At 44.4% G+C, this 21,386-nt stretch carries 17 protein-coding genes; 4 read left to right on the forward strand and 13 right to left on the reverse strand.

The genetic code is table 11. The annotated features are described in order from the left end of the window. The first annotated feature begins 1,019 nt into the window (after positions 1-1,019). The 3 genes from L2748_RS06335 (at position 1,020) to L2748_RS06345 (ending at position 4,838) form a co-directional block, all read left to right on the forward strand. Positions 1,020-2,579 carry a flavocytochrome c gene (locus tag L2748_RS06335; RefSeq protein WP_220780230.1) on the forward strand — a complete coding sequence of 520 codons (1,560 nt, stop codon included), beginning with the start codon at positions 1,020-1,022 and terminating at the stop codon, positions 2,577-2,579. Positions 2,580-2,618: 39 nt separating this feature from the next. Further along, positions 2,619-4,268: an HAL/PAL/TAL family ammonia-lyase gene (locus L2748_RS06340; RefSeq protein ID WP_220780278.1), complete on the forward strand. Its 1,650-nt coding sequence runs from the start codon at positions 2,619-2,621 to the stop codon at positions 4,266-4,268. A gap of 189 nt (positions 4,269-4,457) precedes the next feature. After that, complete coding sequence (locus L2748_RS06345; RefSeq protein WP_220780231.1) at positions 4,458-4,838, forward strand: cytochrome c3 family protein; 381 nt, start codon at positions 4,458-4,460, stop codon at positions 4,836-4,838. A gap of 95 nt (positions 4,839-4,933) precedes the next feature. Here L2748_RS06345 and L2748_RS06350 read toward each other — a convergent pair whose 3' ends face one another. From L2748_RS06350 to L2748_RS06400, 11 genes are all read right to left on the reverse strand, one after another. Beyond that, positions 4,934-5,317: an MAPEG family protein gene (locus L2748_RS06350; protein ID WP_220780232.1), complete on the reverse strand. Its 384-nt coding sequence runs from the start codon at positions 5,315-5,317 to the stop codon at positions 4,934-4,936. A gap of 152 nt (positions 5,318-5,469) precedes the next feature. Further along, positions 5,470-6,027, reverse strand: a complete 558-nt coding sequence (locus L2748_RS06355) for an HdeD family acid-resistance protein (RefSeq protein WP_220780233.1) — start codon at positions 6,025-6,027, stop codon at positions 5,470-5,472. Between the two features lie 216 nt (positions 6,028-6,243). Continuing rightward, on the reverse strand, positions 6,244-7,038 hold the full coding sequence (locus L2748_RS06360; RefSeq protein WP_246616112.1) for a cobalamin-binding protein: 795 nt from the start codon (positions 7,036-7,038) through the stop codon (positions 6,244-6,246). Between the two features lie 550 nt (positions 7,039-7,588). Continuing rightward, positions 7,589-8,206, reverse strand: a complete 618-nt coding sequence (gene cobO, locus L2748_RS06365; RefSeq protein ID WP_220780235.1) for a cob(I)yrinic acid a,c-diamide adenosyltransferase — start codon at positions 8,204-8,206, stop codon at positions 7,589-7,591. Positions 8,207-8,483: 277 nt separating this feature from the next. Continuing rightward, positions 8,484-10,043, reverse strand: a complete 1,560-nt coding sequence (locus L2748_RS06370; RefSeq protein ID WP_220780279.1) for a cobyric acid synthase — start codon at positions 10,041-10,043, stop codon at positions 8,484-8,486. 60 nt (positions 10,044-10,103) lie between these two features. Beyond that, a complete protein-coding gene (gene cobU, locus L2748_RS06375) occupies positions 10,104-10,646 on the reverse strand; it encodes a bifunctional adenosylcobinamide kinase/adenosylcobinamide-phosphate guanylyltransferase (RefSeq protein ID WP_220780236.1) in 543 nt (180 codons plus the stop codon). Next, the gene (locus L2748_RS06380; protein WP_220780237.1) at positions 10,643-11,422 is read right to left on the reverse strand and encodes an adenosylcobinamide-GDP ribazoletransferase; all 780 of its coding nucleotides are present in this window, start codon (positions 11,420-11,422) and stop codon (positions 10,643-10,645) included. The genes cobU and L2748_RS06380 overlap by 4 nt, the downstream gene beginning before the upstream one ends. Positions 11,423-11,637: 215 nt before the next feature. After that, positions 11,638-12,666, reverse strand: coding sequence for a nicotinate-nucleotide--dimethylbenzimidazole phosphoribosyltransferase (gene cobT / locus L2748_RS06385; protein ID WP_220780238.1), 1,029 nt, complete (start codon positions 12,664-12,666; stop codon positions 11,638-11,640). A 34-nt stretch (positions 12,667-12,700) separates the two neighbouring features. After that, entirely contained in the window at positions 12,701-13,702 is a 1,002-nt protein-coding gene (locus L2748_RS06390; RefSeq protein WP_220780280.1) for a FecCD family ABC transporter permease, read from the reverse strand. Positions 13,703-13,748: 46 nt separating this feature from the next. Beyond that, entirely contained in the window at positions 13,749-14,597 is an 849-nt protein-coding gene (locus L2748_RS06395) for an ABC transporter ATP-binding protein (RefSeq protein ID WP_220780239.1), read from the reverse strand. 395 nt (positions 14,598-14,992) lie between these two features. Continuing rightward, positions 14,993-15,616: a histidine phosphatase family protein gene (locus L2748_RS06400; RefSeq protein WP_220780240.1), complete on the reverse strand. Its 624-nt coding sequence runs from the start codon at positions 15,614-15,616 to the stop codon at positions 14,993-14,995. 243 nt (positions 15,617-15,859) lie between these two features. Here L2748_RS06400 and metH point away from each other — a divergent pair, with 243 nt between their 5' ends. Then, entirely contained in the window at positions 15,860-19,615 is a 3,756-nt protein-coding gene (gene metH / locus L2748_RS06405) for a methionine synthase (protein ID WP_220780241.1), read from the forward strand. A 149-nt stretch (positions 19,616-19,764) separates the two neighbouring features. Here the strand turns inward: metH and L2748_RS06410 are convergent, their stop codons facing one another. Together L2748_RS06410 and gfa are read right to left on the reverse strand one after the other, a co-directional pair. After that, positions 19,765-20,505, reverse strand: coding sequence for a hypothetical protein (locus tag L2748_RS06410; protein ID WP_220780242.1), 741 nt, complete (start codon positions 20,503-20,505; stop codon positions 19,765-19,767). Positions 20,506-20,742: 237 nt separating this feature from the next. Continuing rightward, a complete protein-coding gene (gfa, locus tag L2748_RS06415) occupies positions 20,743-21,342 on the reverse strand; it encodes an S-(hydroxymethyl)glutathione synthase (protein WP_220780243.1) in 600 nt (199 codons plus the stop codon). Positions 21,343-21,386 lie beyond the last annotated feature (44 nt).

Genomic DNA, 21,386 nt, shown 5'->3' on the forward strand with positions numbered 1-21,386 from the left:
TTTGATTTACGGGTCATTTGTTCACCTTGTGTTTAGATGGGGATTATACCCCTTACATCTTGGTGTCCAAATTCACTATGCCACTACAGTTCATACATTATTGTAAACAGATAACAGTGCAGCCACCTTGGTTATTAAATTCACTTATTTAACTTACTTATTAAACAATACTAATTTAACCTTTCAATGGGTATGTCTTACAAAACCCTATAAATATGTGAGTTTGATAAAACTAATTTTAAATTTGTGAATCATTTATAAGTAATCTTAAATATGTGAGCTATTTAAATAGTAAAAATCAAATTTTACAAGCAGAAAATAACTGCTCGAAAGTTTACGCATAAAAAATCGAAAAAAGATTAAAGCTAACGTCACAAAATACGCCTTGAGACATAATGCTCACTGAATTAAATCAGTAAAATCCCCCACGCCATCACAGAAAGTTGAAGTTGACTGGCTTAGGAACACTTATAACACCAAGCGGTTATCGACAAAAACTTAGCGGCGCTGGCGATAACGTTAACCTTCGGGGATGCAAGCTAAGGTTGTAATAAAAAATATTGCAATATTTATTGGTGTGAAAATTAAACCAATAATAGGCAGATATAAATTACAAATAAAAAACTATAAAAACCCAAATTCCATAAAATTAAATTATCGAATAAAAATCAAAGGTAACATTTGTGTTCAATAATTTTTAAATACTGTTATTCAACCATCAAAAATCGAGTTTAAGAAGCGGTTAAAAGCAATAGCAAACCAACTTTACTCATTCTTTTTATCCATTATTGATGCTTCATACTTTTTAAAACAAAAGCAAAACTTCATTGATATCTCGGGGTGACCACGAAATATCAAGACGCCAGACCATGATATTTCGTGGTTACATGATTCGGTTCATAGAACCCCAGTAATAAAGTACAAATTCACGAGTTGGCATAGTCACTGCAACTTTACCTGTATTAAATCGAGCAGCAACCGCTCTGATAGATAATTAAAAATACAGATAGGAAAGAGAGATGAACGATAAAGAATTAGTTAGCCTTGGCAGACGCCAGCTTCTAAAAGGTGGCGCTGCAATGGCTGTTGCAGGTCTAGGCAGTACCGTCGCCCTATCGGCAAATGCCGCCTGTGTATCTCAAGACGATGCGAAGTTTGATGAAGTGGTTGATGTTATCGTGGTCGGTAGCGGTTTTGCTGGTATGTCTGCAGCACTGCAAGCAAGAGAAAACGGCGCCAGCGTAATGGTTATTGACAAGATGCCAGTATTTGGTGGCAACTCAACCATCAACGGCGGCGCAATGGCAGTTGCAGGCTCTCCTCTGCAAAAGAAAGAAGGTATCGAAGATTCTGTTGATGTGATGGTTGCTGACATGCTTGAGTCAGGCCGTGGCATGAACGATGTCGAAATGCTTAAGCTAGTGTGTAATGGCACCGCAGAATCATGTGAGTGGCTTATCGACCATGGTGTTGAATGGAAGCCTTTTGTACAGCACTTTGGTGGTCATTCTATTCCTCGCGTTCTACAAACCGTACAAAGCTCTGGCGCCGGCATTATTCGCCCACTAATTAAAGCAGCAAAGAAAAGCGGCATTGAAATGCGCAACCAAGCCAAGCTTGAAGGCTTTATTAAAGATGAAAACGGTCGCGTTATCGGTCTAGACGTGCGCCAAGGCTATTACTTCCCTAAAGAACGCACTGGCAAAATGATCAAAATCGGTGCTCGTAAAGGCATCATCATGGCAACAGGCGGCTTTGGTAACGATATTGAATACCGCCAAATGCAACAACCTGAATACACCAATCAACTGGACTCAACTAACCACGCAGGTGCAACCTCTGAAGCACTAAAGCAGATGATGTTACTTGGCGCGAACCCAATTCACTTAGACCAAATCCAGTTAGGCCCTTGGGCATCTCCTGATGAAAAAGGGTTTGGAACTGCGTCTCAGTTTAACACTATCGCGACTTACCCAAGCGGCATTGTAGTTGACGTACGCACCGGTGAGCGTTTCTTTAACGAGCTTGCCGACCGTAAAGCCCGCGCCGATGCGATTATGGCCCGTCGAGACGGCCAAGGTAATCCTGTTTACCCAATTGGCTTTACTAATGCCGAAGGTGCAAAAGACGCGCAAACCTTAGATTGGGGTCTGAAGTACAACGTAATTAAGAAAGCAGACACCCTAGAAGAGCTCGCAAAAATCTACAACATGCCAGCAAAAGCACTGAAAGATCAGGTTGCTCGTTGGAATGAATCTGTCACTAACGGCAATGACACCGAGTTTGGTCGCCCAATGCAAAAGGCGATGTTACTTGATAAAGGTCCTTGGTATGGCGTACGCATGTGGCCAAAAGTGCACTACTGCATGGGCGGTGTAAAAGTAAACACCGCATCAGAAGTACTACACCTAGTGACCAATAAACCTATCCCAGGTCTTTACGCTGCCGGTGAAGCAACTGGCGGTATTCACGGTGCCAGCCGCTTAGGCGCATGTGCTGTGGCAGAGGGTGTTGTAACCGGCAGAAATGCAGGTCGTCACTGCGCTGAAAGCCAAGCAGTAACCCTAAAACTTGCCTAGTTAGTCGCTACTAAATTTAATAAAAAAATTATAGGAATGATGAATATGAAAACCACTAAAAATGTTGCTTTAACTACACTCGCATTAGCACTGACTGCCGGCCAAGCAATGGCAGCAGATACTGTAGTATTAGACGGTAAAAACCTGTCTCAAGATCAAGCATGGGAAATTGCCGAAGGCGCTAAAGTAAAAATTGCTGCACAATCAGCAACAGCACTAGTTAAGTCTCACGAACTGCTTATGGAAGCAGCGCGTTTAGGTAAGCCAGTATACGGCCTAACAGTAGGTGTTGGTTTAAACAAAGATCACAAACTATTTGATGCCAACGGCGAACTTAGCCCTGAAGTGATGAAAGCATCGAAGTCATTTAACTACAGCACGCTACGCGCTCACAGCGCAGGTGTTGGCGAAGCGATGCCAGTTAACTTAACTCGCGTTGCACTGGCTGTACGCTTAAACACGATTTTATCGGGTCACACAGGTGTACAACCTTATGTTGCCGAGCTCTACCAAGCTTATCTGAACAACGATATTACGCCAATTATCCCGTCTAAAGGTACTGTGGGTGAAGCAGACATTCTATTGGCTTCTCACGTTGGTCTAGCCATGATTGGCGAATGGGACGTTATCTATAAAGGCGAGCGCATGAACAGCGCCGTCGCGATGAAAAAAGCCGGTATTAAAGCCCTTGACCCAGTAGGTAAAGATGCACTGTCTATTTTATCAAATAACTCAGTAGGCGTAGCTTATGCAATGCAAGGCTACCGTGATGCTAAGCACCTGCTAGAAGTATCGCCAACGGTATTTAGTTTAAGCCTTGAAGGCTTAAACGGTAACGTTTCGCCATTCTTGCCACAAACGAACGACATTCGCCCATTCCCATTCCTAAAAGAAGCGACTAGCGAGATCCGTAACGACTTAACCGGTAGCTACTTATGGGATGCAAACCCAGAGCGTCCGCTACAAGATCCACTAAGCTACCGCACTACCGCTTACACTTTTGCTAGCGCTTATAAGGCACTGGCCGATCTTGACCAAGTGATTGATATTCAGATTAACCACTCAGACGACAACCCTGGCGTTATCGTAGGTGCAGGTGTGGATTACGGTAATAACTCACAAGTATCTAAGTACTTAGTTGAAGGTAAGGGCGGTGTGTTCCCAACAACTAACTTTGAGCCATTACCTGTTGCACTTGCAGTACAGCAGTTAGCCATTGCGCTGACTCACGTATCACACAACAGTGCTATGCGTACGATTCACTTGTCAGATGACCACTTTACTCGTTTACCACGCTTCCTAAGCGCACCAGGTAACAACGGCCATGCTTTTGGTGCAATCCAAAAGACATTTGTTGATATGCAAGTACGCAACAAGGCGTTAGCTAATCCAGTATCATTCGACGGTATTGCGATTGCAGGTAACATTGAAGACACCTTCACTAACTTAAAACTTGCGTCAGAGAGACTAATTCAAATCGTTGATAACACAAACGTTATGTACGGTCTTGAGCTAATGCACTCAACTCAAGCAATCGATTTGCGCAAACTTGCCAACCAAAACTTGAAGCAAGGCGAAGCAACAAAAGCCATGTATGAAGGTTTCCGTAAGCAAGTGCCATTCGTTGAAATCGACCGTCCATTTACACCAGATATTAAGGCATCAAAAGCATTTATCGCCCAGTACTAACTTTTAGTACCAAGAGTAAGTACTAAGCACAATAAGTACCACTCGCAAGATACTTTTGCACTTGCTCAGCGTTACCAATACCGCTCCCTTTGGTAGCGCTGAGTAAGTCGCAATAGTGTCACAACGCAGCAGCGATTTAAGCAAGATGTTATACAAGTTATCGGGCGCTATGCCCAACAAGGATTAAAGATGTTAAAAGTATTATCGACTATCTGCATGTTAATGCTGATGGCTATCCCAAATGCCAATGCAATGAAGATTAAAGATTACCACCAAGAGATCATGATGGGTGATAACGGCAAGGTAGAATGTAGCGCATGTCACGGCGATGCAAAACGTAAAACCATCCCTGATGCCAGTGTATGTGAAAGCTGCCACGGTAGTGTTGAAGACGTTGCTGAGCTAACTAAACGCCCTGCAGATGCCGGCCACGATGTTGAGCCTAACCCACACGACAGCCTACATTACGGTACAGACCTGCCTTGTACTTACTGTCATATCGAGCACAAAGAAAGCAAAGTGTACTGTAACCAGTGTCATGAGTTTGAATATCCAGATATGAAGCGATAAGTTTAGCTTCGATCAGTAAAAAGCCACGCTACTATTTAGCGTGGCTTTTTGTTAACTGTGATTGTATATCTTGATGGGCTAAAGCCCAACCTACTTTAAACCGCCTGCCAAAACACGGTAAATGAGGCAAAAATGGCTACAAACCAAGATAAAGAACGCAGCGTTCCTTTATCCATTAAATATAAAAGGTGATAAAAAACCCGAGCAATCACGTGCACTATGGCCGCGGTTTCGGCAATGGCATTCACTTTACCTGTCGCAATAACGGCTAATACCGACAGACCAAAAATAAGCAGAGATTCAAATGCATTTTGATGACCAGCAACCGCGCGCGCACCAAAACCAGTGAGCTTAGATTGCTGCTCACGCGGGTGATTATTATCGTAGCCACCCAGTTTTGCCATTGCCACAGCAACCGGGCCTTTAGCGACATAAGGCAGCAACATGGCAATAAATAGGCAGATAAGTAACGTGGTCATGGATAAGTCCTTTTCTTATTGTTATTTGGAGTTCACCAGTTGAAAACTCTTACACCAACAAAGCTATTAAAGTCAGCACTAAAACATGAAAAGGCGCTACAGGTAAAGTCCCCGTAGCGCCACACAAACAAAACCATTGGAAATCATCTCGATTATTTAGCAACAGCCTTTTTCATCTGCAAGCCTATAAAGATAAAACTAAGCCCTTCAAACAGAAACGATACTCCAATAAATACACCCAAAATGGATAACGAGAATTCTGGGTTACCCATTAACGAAAAGAAATAAACCGCAATCGCGGTCGACACTAAGCCGCTGACCACAATCCAGCGCCATCCAGCCAAATTATTACGGCTATTAAAACCGAAGAACATCCGCGTCACCCCATTAAACAACATAATGGTTATCATCATTACCGTAATGGTAAACAAACCGACATAAGGCTCAGCGATAATCATGATGCCGCCAATCAGATAAAACAGTGCACTGATGACATACCAAAAACTGGATTTCCACTTTGGAATGCTAAAGATGTGATACAGCTGCACTATCCCCAACACCAAAAAGATAGCACCAATAATCGTAGTAATTGTAACCCCCACAGCCACAGGCAAGCTTATGGCAAAAATGCCGCCTAGCGTCACCACAGCGCCAACCATCACAAACCACTTCCACCCTTTACTCAGCATCGCATTTACAGGATTTTCCATAACACTTCCTTAGTCTTTAGCTCATTGATAGCCAGTTGCAGCCCTAAGTATTGGTCATCATTAGATATATAACTAGTTTGCGAGAGGGATTTTGACTTGAACTACGCACTAAAACGAATCAACAGGAAGACCGTTGCAAACAGCCGCAGCTGACTATGCACGGGGAAACATGCAGCGGCAAGCCTCACTATCGCTTGCCGTTTAAGTTGATAAGTATTAACGCGCCTTATCTAACGCCTGACAAAGCGCTTCGACACCTAACAATGCTCTTGGGGCTGCTCGGTGTAAAAGGTCGGCATTGAGCTGATAAATATGCTGATTTTTAACCGCTGGGATTTCTGGCCAGTCGCTCCAGTTTATCCCAATAATATTGCCCTCATCTTGGCTTTGCAAAATGACATCTGGATTTTTTAATACTACGGTTTCTAGGCTCACTTGCGGATAATCACTTGCCGCATCAACAAACACATTATTGCCATGACACACTGCAATGATCTGTTGAATCCAACTGTTTTTAGCGACTGTACGCAGTGGTGCAGACCACAGTTGATAAAATACCTTTACTTCAGGCTTAGCAAAATTGTCGCTACGTAGCTTAGTCAACTTAGCCCGATAATCATCAGCGGCTTGCTTAGCTTTAGCTTGATTACCAGTAAGCTCACCTAAAGCCTCAAGCTCATCAGCTACCGCCTCTAAAGTCTTAGGGTTGCTATCAAACACCTTAAAGCCTAATTCTTTAATCCGCTGAATATCTTCAAGCTTATTGCCGCTAGCCCATACAACGACAAGATCAGGATTTAACTCTAAAATACGCTCAATCTGCACGCCGTGATAACCACCTATACGTGGAATATCAAGTGCAGCCTCAGGAAAGTCAGCATATTCAGTGGTTGCCACAATAGAGTCCCCAGCGCCAATGGCATACAGCATCTCAACCGAGTGTGGAGAAAGCGCAACAATCCGTTTAGCTGGTTCAACTGCAAAAGTTGAAGCAGAAACAAATAGGCTCATCGCCAGTAATAACTTATACAAGATGTTCATAAAATCCTTTTAAAATGAGCTGCAATTAACAGCGATACTTCATAGCATTCGAGCTTGTGGCTGAGCCGTTAAATTTATCCCAAATGGCTAGCCTAAAGCATACGTCTCTTTCTAAAAACCGATTGATAGAGTGGACTATCATCTAAACCTAACCAGCACCGACAATAACGCCACAACAAAGAAAGCGAAGAAAGTAATTTCAAACTGATCGCTTTTGTAGCTAAGCCGTCAAGCTTTCTCAGAATAAAAAGCCTAGCCCATGAGCATACGACTCTTTCTAAGAGCCGCTTGATTGGTTTAACTATTATCTAAACTCAACCTGCACCGACAGCAACGCCAAAACAAATAAGGCGAAGAAAGCAATTTCAAACTGATCGCTTTTGTAGCTAAGCCGTCAAGCTTTCCAAAAAACAACCAACTCTTGAGCATACGACTCTTTCTAAGAGCGAGTTGATTGGGTGAGCTCTTGTCTAATCAACCAGTGCAGACAATAACGCTACAGAAGCTAGCAGGACGAAATTTAGTAGTCGAAGCCGGGCTGGGCTTTAATTCCTGCCTCAAATGCGTGTTTTACGACTTGCACCTCGCTCACAGTATCGGCAAGCTCCACGATTGCTCGGTGACAGGCTCTGCCCGTGACAATCACATGCTGCATTGGTGGGCGATTCTTTAACGCTTCAATCACTCTTTCTACTTCTAGATAGTGGTAACTCACCATATAGGTCAGTTCATCGAGCATGACTAAATCAATGCTTTCATCTTGTAGTAGTTTTTCAGTCGCTTCCCAGGCTTTAACTGCGGCAGCCGTATCTTTTTCACGGTCTTGAGTTTCCCAAGTAAAGCCTGTTCCCATTACGTGGAATTCTACGCCAGCACCTTCGAGCAACGTGCGCTCACCGCAGTCCCAGTTCCCCTTAATGAACTGCACAACAGCCGCTTTTTTACCATGGCCTACTGCGCGGGCTACGGTACCGAAACCAGAGGTTGATTTGCCTTTACCGTTGCCTGTTAATACCAGCAAAATGCCTTTTTCTTCTTGGGCGCGTGCGATCTTGGCATCTACGCCCTCTTTTATCCTTTGCTGACGGGCTTTATGACGTTCTGCTTTTGCTGCATCCGCCGATTTATTATCAGTCATTATTCCGTTCCTATTTTGTCCCTGAAAACCTGTTTTATTAAACTCACATCTACCAGGTTGTTTAAATTCAAAGCAGCCCAAAAGCCACCAACTTAATAACAATTTAGTAGCAAGCCAATATAAGCCCAACCTCAGTATTGGCGAGGGTTTAAGCGATTTGAATTATGATGAATGCGTATCATATTTTAATTGTTTAGTTGACGCTCAAACAAAGTTCAACCTTTGCTCACAACGGCTATTTTTAATGCGTTACACCGCTGCTGCACTAAATGTTTATTTAGCTTGGATCCCAGATCTTGTTAACAAGATCGAGATCTAGGTGCTTCTCTAACACATCAGCCAATCGTTCTAATTGCTGCTCGCGTACTTGATTAACATCGACCATTTCGGCCTGTTGCATTCCAGCCCACTTCAAAATCAACTGACATGCCGCAGGCGAGTCAAATAAGCCGTGCACATAGCTACCCAATATTTGACCATCGCTAGATAGCATTCCCTCTGGCGCTGTAGGCGCTTGTTGATTATCTGCACTAGGGTCTATTGTGGAGTGCGCCTCTTGTTCTGAGTCGTTTTTAGCCCGTAACTGCAAAGGCTGAGTCAATGGCATTAACGAGCGAGAACGACCGCAGTGGATCTCATAACCCACCAGCGCAGCATTTTCATCAAGAAGATGTAAACTACCCTCAACTTGTTGCAGAATCTTATGACTCGTTAGCTCGGTCGCTAGCGGCAGTAAGCCAAGTCCTTCACTATTGCCAGGGGTACCTTCAACGCCTTGAGGATCATCAATAATCATCCCTAGTATTTGATAACCGCCGCAGATCCCCAGCACTTTACCGCCATAACGCAGATGCTTTTCAATTGCACTATCCCAGCCTTGCTCACGCAAAAAGTCGAGATCAGCGCGGACATTCTTACTGCCAGGGATAATGATTAAATCTGCTTGTGGAAGCGTATTTACGCCCTTATTTGGGTTCTGTGCTTGGGTTTGTAATGACACATAATTAAAGTCGATTTGCGGGTGTAATCTTAGCGGGTCAAAATCAGTATGATTACTAATACGTGGCAGCACTAATACTAAGACTTTAAGTTTAGTATCAGAGGATTTATCAGGCGCTGCGATCAATGCGTCTTCAGCATCTAAATGCAGGTCGTGCAAATACGGTAACACGCCTAATACTGGCTTTCGGGTGTAGTCTTCTAACCAATCTAAGCCGCCTTGTAATAGGCTAATGTCGCCGCGAAAGCGGTTAATGACAAAGCCTTTAACACGCGCTTGTTCAGACTCGCTTAGCAGTGCAAGCGTGCCCACTAAATGGGCAAACACACCACCTTTATCGATATCAGCAATGATGATTACTGGGCAATCAACTTCTTCGGCAAAGCCCATGTTAGCAATATCACCTTCACGCAGATTAATTTCTGCAGGGCTCCCCGCACCTTCAACCAACAGCATGTCGTAATTACTGGTTAATCGCTGATAAGATGCTTTAACCGCAGCCATCGCCTTAACCCGGTAACCATTGGCGTTTTTGCCAAAATAGTCCTCAGCTTCCATTTTCATCAAGGCTTTACCGTGCACAATGACTTGCGAGCCTGTATCTGAGCTAGGTTTTAATAAGATAGGGTTAAAATCGATCTGCGGCTCTAGCTTACAAGCAACGGCTTGCAAAGCTTGTGCACGGCCAATCTCGCCACCATCAATCGTTACCGCACTATTAAGTGCCATATTTTGTGGTTTAAAGGGTGCGACTTTAATACCTTGCCTAACAAATAAGCGACACAAACCAGCGACTAAAGTGCTTTTACCTGCATCGGAAGTGGTGCCTTGCACCATAAGTACTTTGCATTCTGTTTTGACTTTATTGTTATCTTTTACTGTCAATTTAGCGCTCTCCTAACCTTTTAAATGCAGAGGCAAACCTGCAGTCACTAAAGTAACTTTATCTGCTATTGCTGCAATATCTTGGTGTAGCCAACCGGCTTCATCTACAAAACGGCGGCTCAATTCGCCCATTGGCACAATACCGCAACCTACTTCATTACTGACAAGAATGACCGTCCCTTCGATGTCAGCTAAGGTTTGCAGAAACTCACGCTTTACTTGTGCCCAGTTATCATCAGTCCGTAAAAGATGATTGGTTAACCATAGGGTTAGACAGTCGACTAATATAATGCTGTCAGTTGATGAATAGGACCTTAACGCTTGGGTTAATTCAGTTGGACATTCAATGGTTTGCCAGGCAATAGCATCTGTTAGACGCTGGGCTTGATGATGCTCAATACGCTGATGCATTTCGCTGTCTAATGCTTGTGCGGTAGCAAAATAGAAACTATGTATCGCCCTGTTTGACTCTGTAGCCTGCAGATATTGCTGCACCTGCGATTCTGCATAGCTGCTCTTACCGCTACGCGCGCCGCCTAAAACAAAGTGGATCACCAGCTGACTCCCAATATCAATAGCATCAGATAGCAAGTCAGCTCTGAACCTTGTTGCGCAGCGCCTAAGGTATCGCCGGTATAGCCACCTATTTGCTTTCTGAACAGCCAAACAAAACCGTAACGCACTATAATAAGACCAAGCGTTAACACTAAGGCTTGCATAACCCCCACTAACAACAGCGCCAATAAGCCTGTCGCCAGTAAAATAGACAACTCATTTAGCCCTTGTTGCTGAGCCAACGGCTTACTTTTGCTGGTGTCCGCATCACTGACATACTCTTCAGAAAAAATAAAACTTGCAGCCACAACCCGGCTCAAACAATGTCCCACCAGCAAAGCTAAACTGACACTGCTAGGATCAAATAGTGCCAACTCCGTCAGCAGTTGCCATTTAAGTATTAAGGCTAATACCAGTGCTAATGCGCCGTAACTGCCTAAGCGCGAGTCTTTCATAATGCTCAGCTTAGCTTCTACCGTCCAGCCGCCACCAAGGCCATCGGCGGTATCGGCAAGACCATCTTCATGAAAGCCACCTGTAACCAAAACGCTAGTGATCATCGCCAACACAATTGCAATTGACGGTGATACCCAATACAGCATCAAGCTATACACCAATGCGCTAATTGCACCGACCAACAAACCCACTAAACCAAAGTAACGACTCGCTTTATTGAGTTTATCTGCATCAACTTGGATCCATTTTGGCATAGGGATCCGCGTAAAAAATCCCATCGCAATAAAAAACAGATTGAGCTGTTTTTGCCAAGTTTGCATGTAACAGTCCTTAAAATATCGGGTTTAAGCTAAAACGATTAACTGCTCAATAAAACAAAGCAGAAGGGGATTGGCCTAAACCTGCGTTACCCCGTAGGTCGGTATTTATGCCGACAATACTTATATGTAAAACCTAAGGTGATGGGCTAAAGCCCAACCTACAGAAAAATTAGACTTTTCCGTCTTAGCTCATACTGTCTGAGCTAATTAGCGCCTCAAATCGCTATACCTGCGTCATCAAAGCTAGCCATTTCATTATAGAAATTCACCGCGGCCTGAATCAGTGGCAATGCCAATGCGGCGCCAGTACCTTCACCGAGCTTCATACCAAGTTTTAGCAGTGGTTTCGCCTGTAAAAACTCCAGCATTAGGTAGTGACCTTTTTCACCCGACTGATGGGCAAAAATCATGTAGTCGCGTACATTTGGATTAATCTTTACCGCAGCGAGTGCCGCAGCCGAGGCTATGAAGCCATCAACTACAATAAGCATATTGCGCTCAGCAGCAGCTAGCATAGCGCCTGTCATCTGTACAATTTCAAAACCACCGACACAAGCAAGCACCTGCATAGGATCGTTAAGCTCGCTGTGGTGTAATAGTAGAGCTTGTTCCACTAGCATTTGCTTACGCTTATAAGTTGCGGCATCAATCCCCGTGCCGCGGCCAACGCAGTCTTCACCTTTCATGCCAGTAAGCGCAGCCATCATCACAGCAGCCGATGTTGTATTGCCAATGCCCATCTCGCCTAACGCTATCAAATTACAGCCATTTTGGTGATGTAAATCGACTCGAGCCCTTGCCATTTCAAAGCCCTGTTTAACGGCACCAAGCGTCATCGCCGCGCGTTTATGGATAGGGCCAGTGCCCGCACCTAAGCGCTGGTCGATAACCCCATCAACATTGTCTAACGGCTTTAAAATGCCGCAATCGATGACTTCTAAATCAAAACCGACTTGGCGAGTAAATACGTTAATTGCCGCGCCACCACGCATAAAGTTAGCCACCATTTGGGTCGTCACTTCGCTCGGCGCAATCGACACACCAGAATCAGCAATACCATGGTCAGCAGCAAATACCATCATCTTAGGATTCGTAATTGCAGGTTTATCTTTACCTAACACTTGAGCAATTTGTAGCGCTAGCGTTTCTAAATCTCCTAACGCGCCCAGAGGCTTAGTTTTGGTGTCTATTTTGTGCTGAATTTCAGTATTAAATTCAGTATTAACTGGTTTTATATCAAACATTAACTTCCCTTGCCCACTCAACTTGGGGCCATCGCTAAATGCGCTTGGCGCCTCGACTGCCTAAAATAAATAAAAAGAAGATACTGCCCATCACAGAGGTTATTATCCCCACAGGGAGCTCTTGATAACTCAACAAAGTTCGCGCGAGTACGTCCACCCACACCATAAATAATCCGCCCACCAGCGCAGTCAATAACAATGGATAGCGCCCAGGAAATAACAAGCGCACGGTGTGAGGAACCATTAAACCGATAAAGCCAATACCGCCGCAGTTTGCCACTAGAATCGCTGTAATAAGCGAACACAGCAACAGCATACTTAACCGTAGGTGAGCGACGTCTATCCCCAATGTATGCGCGGTTTCATCACCTGCACGCATCGCCACAATCTGGCGTTTATATAATAAAATGATGAGTGTACAAATAAACACAACGCTGGCGGGTAACCACAAACCTTGCCAACTGGCTTTAGCGAAGCTACCTAAAGTCCAAAACAACACCGACGCCGCAGCTTGTGGACTTGAGAAATACAACATCAAGCTGGCCATAGCACCAAACATAAACGAAATCGCCACCCCAGATAAGAGCATACGCTCAACCTGAGTCGATAAATTTCGCCCACATAAAGCCAACACCATAACAACCGATAGACTGGCACCAATAAAGGCACCTAAGGGCAAGCTCAACCATAGAATGCTTTGACTAAATAGGGTTAGAGCGACCACGGCGCCAAAGGATGCGCCTGATGAAATACCGAATAGGTATGGGTCGGCTAACGGGTTGCGAGTGACTGTTTGCAGCACACTACCGGCGATAGATAAGCCGGCTCCCGCGATAAAAGCAAGCAATACCCGTGGTAAACGCAGCTCCCAAATAATGCGTTCTCGTACACCAAGTGACTCACCCACATTGAATAGTTTATGACTCAGCACACTAAATACATCAATAACACTAATGCTAGCTGCGCCAAAACTGGTCGCCGCAAATGGCGTCGATAAGGTAAGTAAGGCGAGTACACCAAACAATAAATATTCAATTGGGCGTCGCTGCAAGGTTAAACCATTAACCTGCCCAATAGCGGAATTACTCACCCTCGCCTCCTTGAACTTTATTGGCTAAATCAGTTGCCGACTCATAACCGTAAAAGTAACTAATAAGTGGATTGCCATGCTGAGGGTGCGGCCTTATTTCACAGCACACATCAAATACCTCGGCAATAGTTTGCTCGGTAAGTACAGCTTTAGGTGAACCTTTTGCAATACAGCGGCCGCCATCGAGTAGCAGTAATTCATCACACAATGCGCTGGCAAGGTTTAGATCATGAATCGATGTGATAACCGTAATATTGAGGGTACGTAGCAGTTCCAAAGTTTGAATTTGGTAGCGGATATCTAAGTGATTAGTTGGCTCATCAAGAATAAGTAGCTTTGGCCGCTGCACTATCGCGCGGGCAATCAGTGCGCGCTGCTTTTCACCGCCAGATAGGCTTTCATATGCTTGATTCGCCTTATCTTGTAAGCCAACCTTTAACAGCGCACTGGTGACTTGTTCTCGGTCTTGCTTAGTCGTGAATTCAAAAGCATTTTTATGTGGGGTCAGACCTAGTGAAATTAATTGCGCGGTCGTCATTTCAAAATGATGTGGAGTATCTTGCAGTACCACCGCAACTTGCTGCGCAAAGCGCTTAGCCGATAGGGTGTCAACTTGCTCACCAAATAGTTCTATGCTGCCCGAGGTTGGCTTAACAAAGCGATATAAGCAGCGCAGCAGACTAGACTTACCGGCGCCATTTGGCCCAATAATGCCGAGCATTTTCCCTTCAGCAAGACCAAAGTTAACTGCCGACAAAATCATCTTGTCGTGTAATTGCCAAGTTAGATCTGTGACTGACAGAACAAGATTTGTCTGTAGTTTGGAATCTGGTTTAGCCATAAGTGGCTGTGTACCAAATCAATAGGATCATTTTATTATCTCCCTCGAGTCGCCCGCTCGAGTTTATGTGCCGCTAAAATAAGTGCACGTTTACTTTATCAATACCGATTTTTGATAAGCATGTTCGATTAAGCTAGGCAGGTATCTGACTTGAATCCGCATTAATAAAGCGGTCTTCATACAGTTGCGGGTACAGTCCGGACTAAATCTTGATAACAACTACGACCTCCGGTTCCCTTTATGCTATTTAAGCACCTAACTTTATTTGTTACTTATGCCACGCTTTCTTAGCGAGGATAATACTAACGTTGCAGTTTACCATCATACGTTTACAGCGAATACCAATCAGTATGAGAAGTTGTTCAATACAGCAGTAAGCCATCGATTCGCTTTATTTACGCCCAGTTTAAACTCAAATGCAGTGTATCGCCGTCGTGTAGTATGTCTATTGGTACCTTAGCGGCATAAGGCAGTTTTAATGCCGTGTAAAAACCCGCGACTTGGCTAACACCAAGCGCTTTACTCATTAAATAGCGCATCACGCCACCATGAGTAACCAGTAATATCTGTTTACCTTGGTGCTGTTCAATCATGCTTTGCCAAGCTTGCTCTATGCGCAATTCAAATGCTTGCATCGATTCACCATTAGGCGGCGAAGCTTGCCAAGGGTTAGCCCAGTAGCTATCTAACGCGGCTGCATCTGACTGATACAACGCATCAAATGTTTTTCCATCCCAATCGCCAAAGTTCAGCTCTTTAAAGCCATCGTCTATAAATAAGGGCAACTGATGCGATGTAGCGAATGCTTTAGCTGGGGCTGCACAGCGAATAAGTGGCGAGCTAATTACTACTAGAGGAGAATCACTAAGCGTGGGTTCTGCGACTAAAAATAGCTCAAAAAATGCGTTTTGCATCTGTAACTTACCTTGCTCACTCAAGCTTACATTCACTTGACCGCGCAAAATATTACCGCCTTCACATTGACCATGGCGTAATAGAGTAACCCTAGTGGTTTGCATGGCGTTAAATCATCCTCATTATTAATCATGCACTTACAAATCTTAACGGGCTTTTAATACTGAAAAAGTATCATGCTTTAGCACTTGCACTTTAGAGTAAGCCTCACGTATTATGGACGTCTATACGTATAAATGTCCAAACAAATAAGGTATCGCTTAAATCAACAGGCGATTTAATCAAAAATAATGGGCATGATGCATAAATTACAAAAATAACGATTTGCGAACTGGTAGGAATTATCTATGGCAACCTGTACCCCAACACATGCCTTGAGCGCAGTAGCACACACTCAAGACACTGCCGAAAAGGTGTTAGCAGTACTTACCCAAAAGCTTCAAGCAGGGATCCTTATTCTCGATGGTGCTATGGGCACCATGATCCAAGATCGCAAATTTGAAGAGCAAGACTTTCGTGGCGAACCATTTAAAGATTGGCATTGCGATGTAAAAGGCAACAACGATATGTTGGTGCTGACGCAACCTGAGGCGATTAAGCAGATCCATAAAGATTATCTACTCGCCGGCTCAGACATTATTGAGACCAACACCTTTAACGCCACGCGTATCGCCATGGCCGATTACGACATGCAGGCGCACTCTGCCGAGATTAACTTAGCCGGTGCCCGTCTTGCCCGCGAAGCGGCAAATGAAGTCGAAGCCGAAACCGGTCGTCAATGCTATGTAGCAGGTGTTCTGGGTCCGACCAACCGTACCTGTTCAATCAGCCCAGATGTTAATGATCCAGGTTATCGTAACGTCAGTTTTGATGAGCTAGTTGAAGCCTACATTGAATCGATTAATGCGTTGATTGCTGGTGGCGCAGATTTAATTATGGTTGAAACCATTTTCGATACCCTTAATGCTAAAGCGGCACTGTTTGCCATAGAAACCGTATTTGATCAGCAAGGTTTCCGCCTGCCGATTATGATCTCTGGCACCATTACTGATGCCTCAGGTCGTACCCTTACCGGCCAAACAACTGAAGCGTTTTATAATTCTTTGCGCCACGTTAAGCCTTTATCTATCGGCCTTAACTGTGCATTAGGGCCAACCGAGCTGCGCCCTTATGTTGAAGAGCTATCTAAGATTTCTGAATGTTATGTCTCTGCCCACCCTAACGCTGGCCTGCCTAACGAATTTGGTGGCTACGATGAAACGCCAGAGCAGATGGCAGAAGTCATTCAAGAATGGGCCGAAGAAGGCTTTTTAAACATTATTGGTGGCTGCTGTGGTACCACGCCTGATCACATCCGCGTTATTCGTGAAGCGGTAATTAAGCACTCAGCCCGTGTGCTGCCAGACATTCCTGTTGCTTGCCGTCTATCAGGGCTTGAGCCGCTAACTATTGATGCCAACTCGCTATTTTTAAACGTGGGTGAACGTACCAACGTCACTGGTTCGGCTAAGTTTTTGCGCCTAATTAAAACCGGCGAATATGAAGAAGCGCTGTCAGTTGCCCGTGAGCAAGTTGAGAGCGGCGCACAAATCATCGATATCAACATGGATGAAGGCATGCTCGATGGCGCTGAAACCATGCACAAGTTTCTTAACTTAATCGCTTCAGAGCCTGATATCTCACGCGTACCAATTATGATCGACTCCTCTAAATGGGAGGTGATTGAAGCAGGCCTTAAGTGTATTCAAGGTAAGGGCATCGTTAACTCAATTTCGCTAAAAGAAGGCGAAGAGAAGTTCATCGAACAAGCGACCTTAGTAAAACGCTATGGCGCCGCTGCCATTGTGATGGCATTCGATGAAGTCGGCCAAGCTGATACTAAAGCGCGTAAAGTCGAGATCTGTACCCGCGCTTATAATGTATTGGTCGATAAAGTCGGCTTCCCGCCAGAAGACATCATTTTCGATCCAAACATCTTTGCCATTGCTACCGGTATCGAGGAACACGATAACTACGCCGTGGATTTTATTGAAGCCACCGCAGAGATAAAACGCACTTTGCCACACGCGATGATCTCAGGCGGCGTATCAAACGTGTCGTTCTCGTTCCGCGGTAACAACCCGGTGCGTGAAGCAATCCACGCGGTATTCCTGTATCACGCGATTCAAGCTGGCATGGACATGGGTATTGTTAACGCCGGTCAGCTGGCCATTTATGACGATATCGACCCAGAGCTAAAAGCGCGCGTTGAAGCCATTGTGCAAAACTTACCGTGCACTGTGGCCGATACCAACAACACCGAACTGCTATTAGAAGTTGCCGAAAAATTCCGTGGTGATGGTAGCCAAACCGTCAAAAAAGAAGATTTAGAATGGCGTACTAAGCCGGTTAATGAGCGCTTAGCCCATGCGTTAGTAAAAGGCATTACCGACTATATCGATGCAGATACCGAAGAAGCGCGCCAACAGGCAACGCGCCCACTAGATGTAATTGAAGGGCCGTTAATGGACGGCATGAACATAGTTGGCGATCTCTTTGGCTCAGGCAAAATGTTCCTACCTCAGGTGGTTAAATCAGCTCGAGTGATGAAAAAAGCCGTGGCTTACTTAAACCCATACATTGAACTAGAAAAAGTTGCGGGTCAGTCAAACGGTAAGATCTTAATGGTCACCGTAAAAGGCGATGTGCACGATATTGGTAAAAACATTGTTGGCGTAGTACTCGCTTGTAACGGTTACGAAGTCATCGATTTAGGCGTAATGGTACCAGTTGAGAAAATCATTGAAGTCGCTACTGCAGAAAACGTCGATATTATCGGTATGTCAGGCCTCATTACCCCAAGCCTTGATGAAATGGTGCATAACGTTAAGAGCTTCCATAAAGCAGGCTTAACCATTCCATCGATTATTGGCGGCGCTACCTGCTCTAAAATTCATACCGCAGTCAAGATTGCACCACACTCACCAGAAGGTGCTATCTACATTGCCGATGCTTCGCGCGCCGTGCCTATGGTATCTAAACTCATCAATAACGACACTCGCCAAGCGACTATCGATGAGGCTTATGCCGAATACGATATGATGCGCGAAAAACGTTTGTCGCAAACCAAGCGCAAAGAGATCACCTCGATTGAAGCCGCGCGTGAAAACCGCTGCCAGCACGACTGGCAAAACTACAGCCCATTTGTGCCTAATCAACTTGGCCGCCAAGTGTTTGATGACTACCCGCTAGAAGACTTAGTTGAACGTATCGACTGGACACCATTTTTTAGAAGCTGGGAGCTGCATGGTCACTTCCCAAGAATTCTAGAAGATGAAGTGGTGGGCATTGAGGCGCGTAAGCTGTTTAGCGACGGCAAAGCCATGCTAGACAAAATCATCAGTGAAAAATGGCTTACTGCGAAAGCGGTTATTGGCTTGTTCCCAGCTAACACCGTTAACCATGACGATATTGAACTGTACACAGATGAAAGCCGCAGCGAACTTGAATTGACGACTCATCACCTACGGATGCAGATTGAACGTGTTGGTAACGACAACTTCTGTTTAGCCGACTTTGTTGCGCCAAAAGACAGTGGTGTGGCCGATTACATGGGCGGCTTTGCAGTCACAGCGGGTCATGGCATTGATGAGCATGTAGCTCGTTTTGAAGCTGACCACGATGACTACAGCGCGATTATGCTTAAGTGTTTAGCCGACCGTTTAGCCGAAGCCTTTGCCGAGCGTATGCATGAACGCGTACGTAAAGAGTTTTGGGGTTACGCAGCCGATGAAGCACTGGATAACGAAGCACTTATTCGTGAAAAATATAAAGGTATTCGCCCAGCTCCTGGTTACCCAGCATGCCCAGATCACACTGAAAAAGGCCTGCTGTGGGACTTATTAAAGCCTGATGAAACTATCGGCCTTAATATCACCGAAAGCTACGCCATGTTCCCAACGGCTGCGGTTTCTGGTTGGTACTTTGCTCATCCTAAGTCGCGCTATTTTGGCGTAACTAATATTGGTCGTGATCAAGTCGAAGATTATGCCGCCCGTAAAGGCATGAGCATAGAGGAAACCGAGCGCTGGCTAATGCCAGTGTTGGACTATGACCCAGAGTAATTGAATCCAGAGTAATTAAAGCAAAAATTAAGCCCCTGAATAAGGGGCTTAACATAGAAAACAACGTAGTTTGCTAGGCAGCTTACCTGTTCAGTTTAGTAAGCTTAACCTAAACTCAAAAGCGAATCTCAAAGGCTAAATTCACAGCCCTAGCTCACATTACTCATACAAGGTTTAATCATGCCTGTGGCGTCATCACCACTCAGCAATAACGCCTTATACTGATTTATATTTCTTTCAAGTTGCAGCATTAATCCTTCAGCGCCTTTAGCCGCTGTACTTTCATATACTAAAGGCACCATAGTTAGATTATGCGCCTGAGCCTGAGCATCGACAAACTGCAACTGTGACCAGAATAAATTAGAGATAAGATGAAACAAACAGCTGCTGATCCCCTTGTGTCGCATTTCTGGTACCACATAAGCATAAAGTAAGTAACAACACACGCCCACATGCCGATCATCACAGGTATTGCCATCGGCATACCAAGAATCAAGTAGGCCTATATTAAAGGTGACAAAAGCGATTGGGGTTTGTTGCTGCTCTTCTAAAAAAGCGACTAGTTGATAATGTCTTTGATGTCGACTTTCTGAAAGGTGACTAACGGGTACAAGGCTCTTAAATATTTGATGGCTGATGGACTCATCATCAAGACTTTTACCACAAAAGTGCTGCTGTAAATCAGCTGATGTAATATGGGCTGGCGCATCATAAATACTCACGCAGGGGGCATTTAATAATGTATCGGTATCGACAGACGTAGGTGCGTGCAGGCGTAAATCTTTTTCGGCTAAGGTTTTGATAAACCCGCCTTGCAGTTGAAACTGGTTAAAATCATCCAGTAAATGAAACGAAGGAAATAACTGCGCCTTACTTTTATAAGAAGTCATAGACAACCCCACTTATAGCTGCGGTTACCTGTAAAATAAAACTTTTTTATCAATTGCTTATTAAGTCAAAAAGGCATACAGGCAACACACTTAGTTAACTCAATACCCATTAACTATAGGTTCTATATATTTGACTGTAAAACCCGTTGTCAGATAAAAAACAACTTATGGGCAAGATTGCAGATAAAAACCATACCTACAACCAAAATTGTCATAGGTATGGCGATGATAGGAGAGTTAGTCCTTTTTAGCTACATGGGTTGCGATAGCATCCATAAGATCTGGGGATAAGCAGTCGTAAGGCTCTAAGCCAAGCGTCGTTAGACGCTCACGAATAGCAGGCATACTTTCAATCTCTGTTCCCGACTCAATAATAGATGATACAAACGCAGCAAATTTTGGCTCAGCCCAACCTGCCTGCTTGCTTAATTCGGTATGAACAAAATCAAGACCGAAGAAAGGGTGGGCTTCATTATGTATACGGCCATACATGTGGACGCCACAATCTTTACAGGCATAGCGATTAATAGCCGCCTCAGAATCAACAACTTTAAGCTTAGTTTCATTCGCAATAACTTCTAGATTATCACGCGAAATTACAGCGACTTGTGAAAACAACGCCTCTTTTGGCTTCCAGCACTTAGAACAGCCGCATACATGGTTATGTGCTGTTTGGGAGGCCAACTTTACTTTTACCGGCTTACTCTTACAGTGACAGGTTAATGTCCCTCCTGTAAAAACAGGTAATTCGGTAAAAATGCCATTATCCACTGCAGGGTGAATAAGAACTTTAACGGTTTTTTTACTTTTAAATAAACTCAATAATTTAGAAATCATAATCAACATAAATAGGTATTTGGGTAACTTGAATCGTTGAACTA

This window comes from Shewanella sairae (assembly GCF_023283535.1).
Taxonomy (GTDB): Bacteria; Pseudomonadota; Gammaproteobacteria; order Enterobacterales; family Shewanellaceae; genus Shewanella; species Shewanella sairae.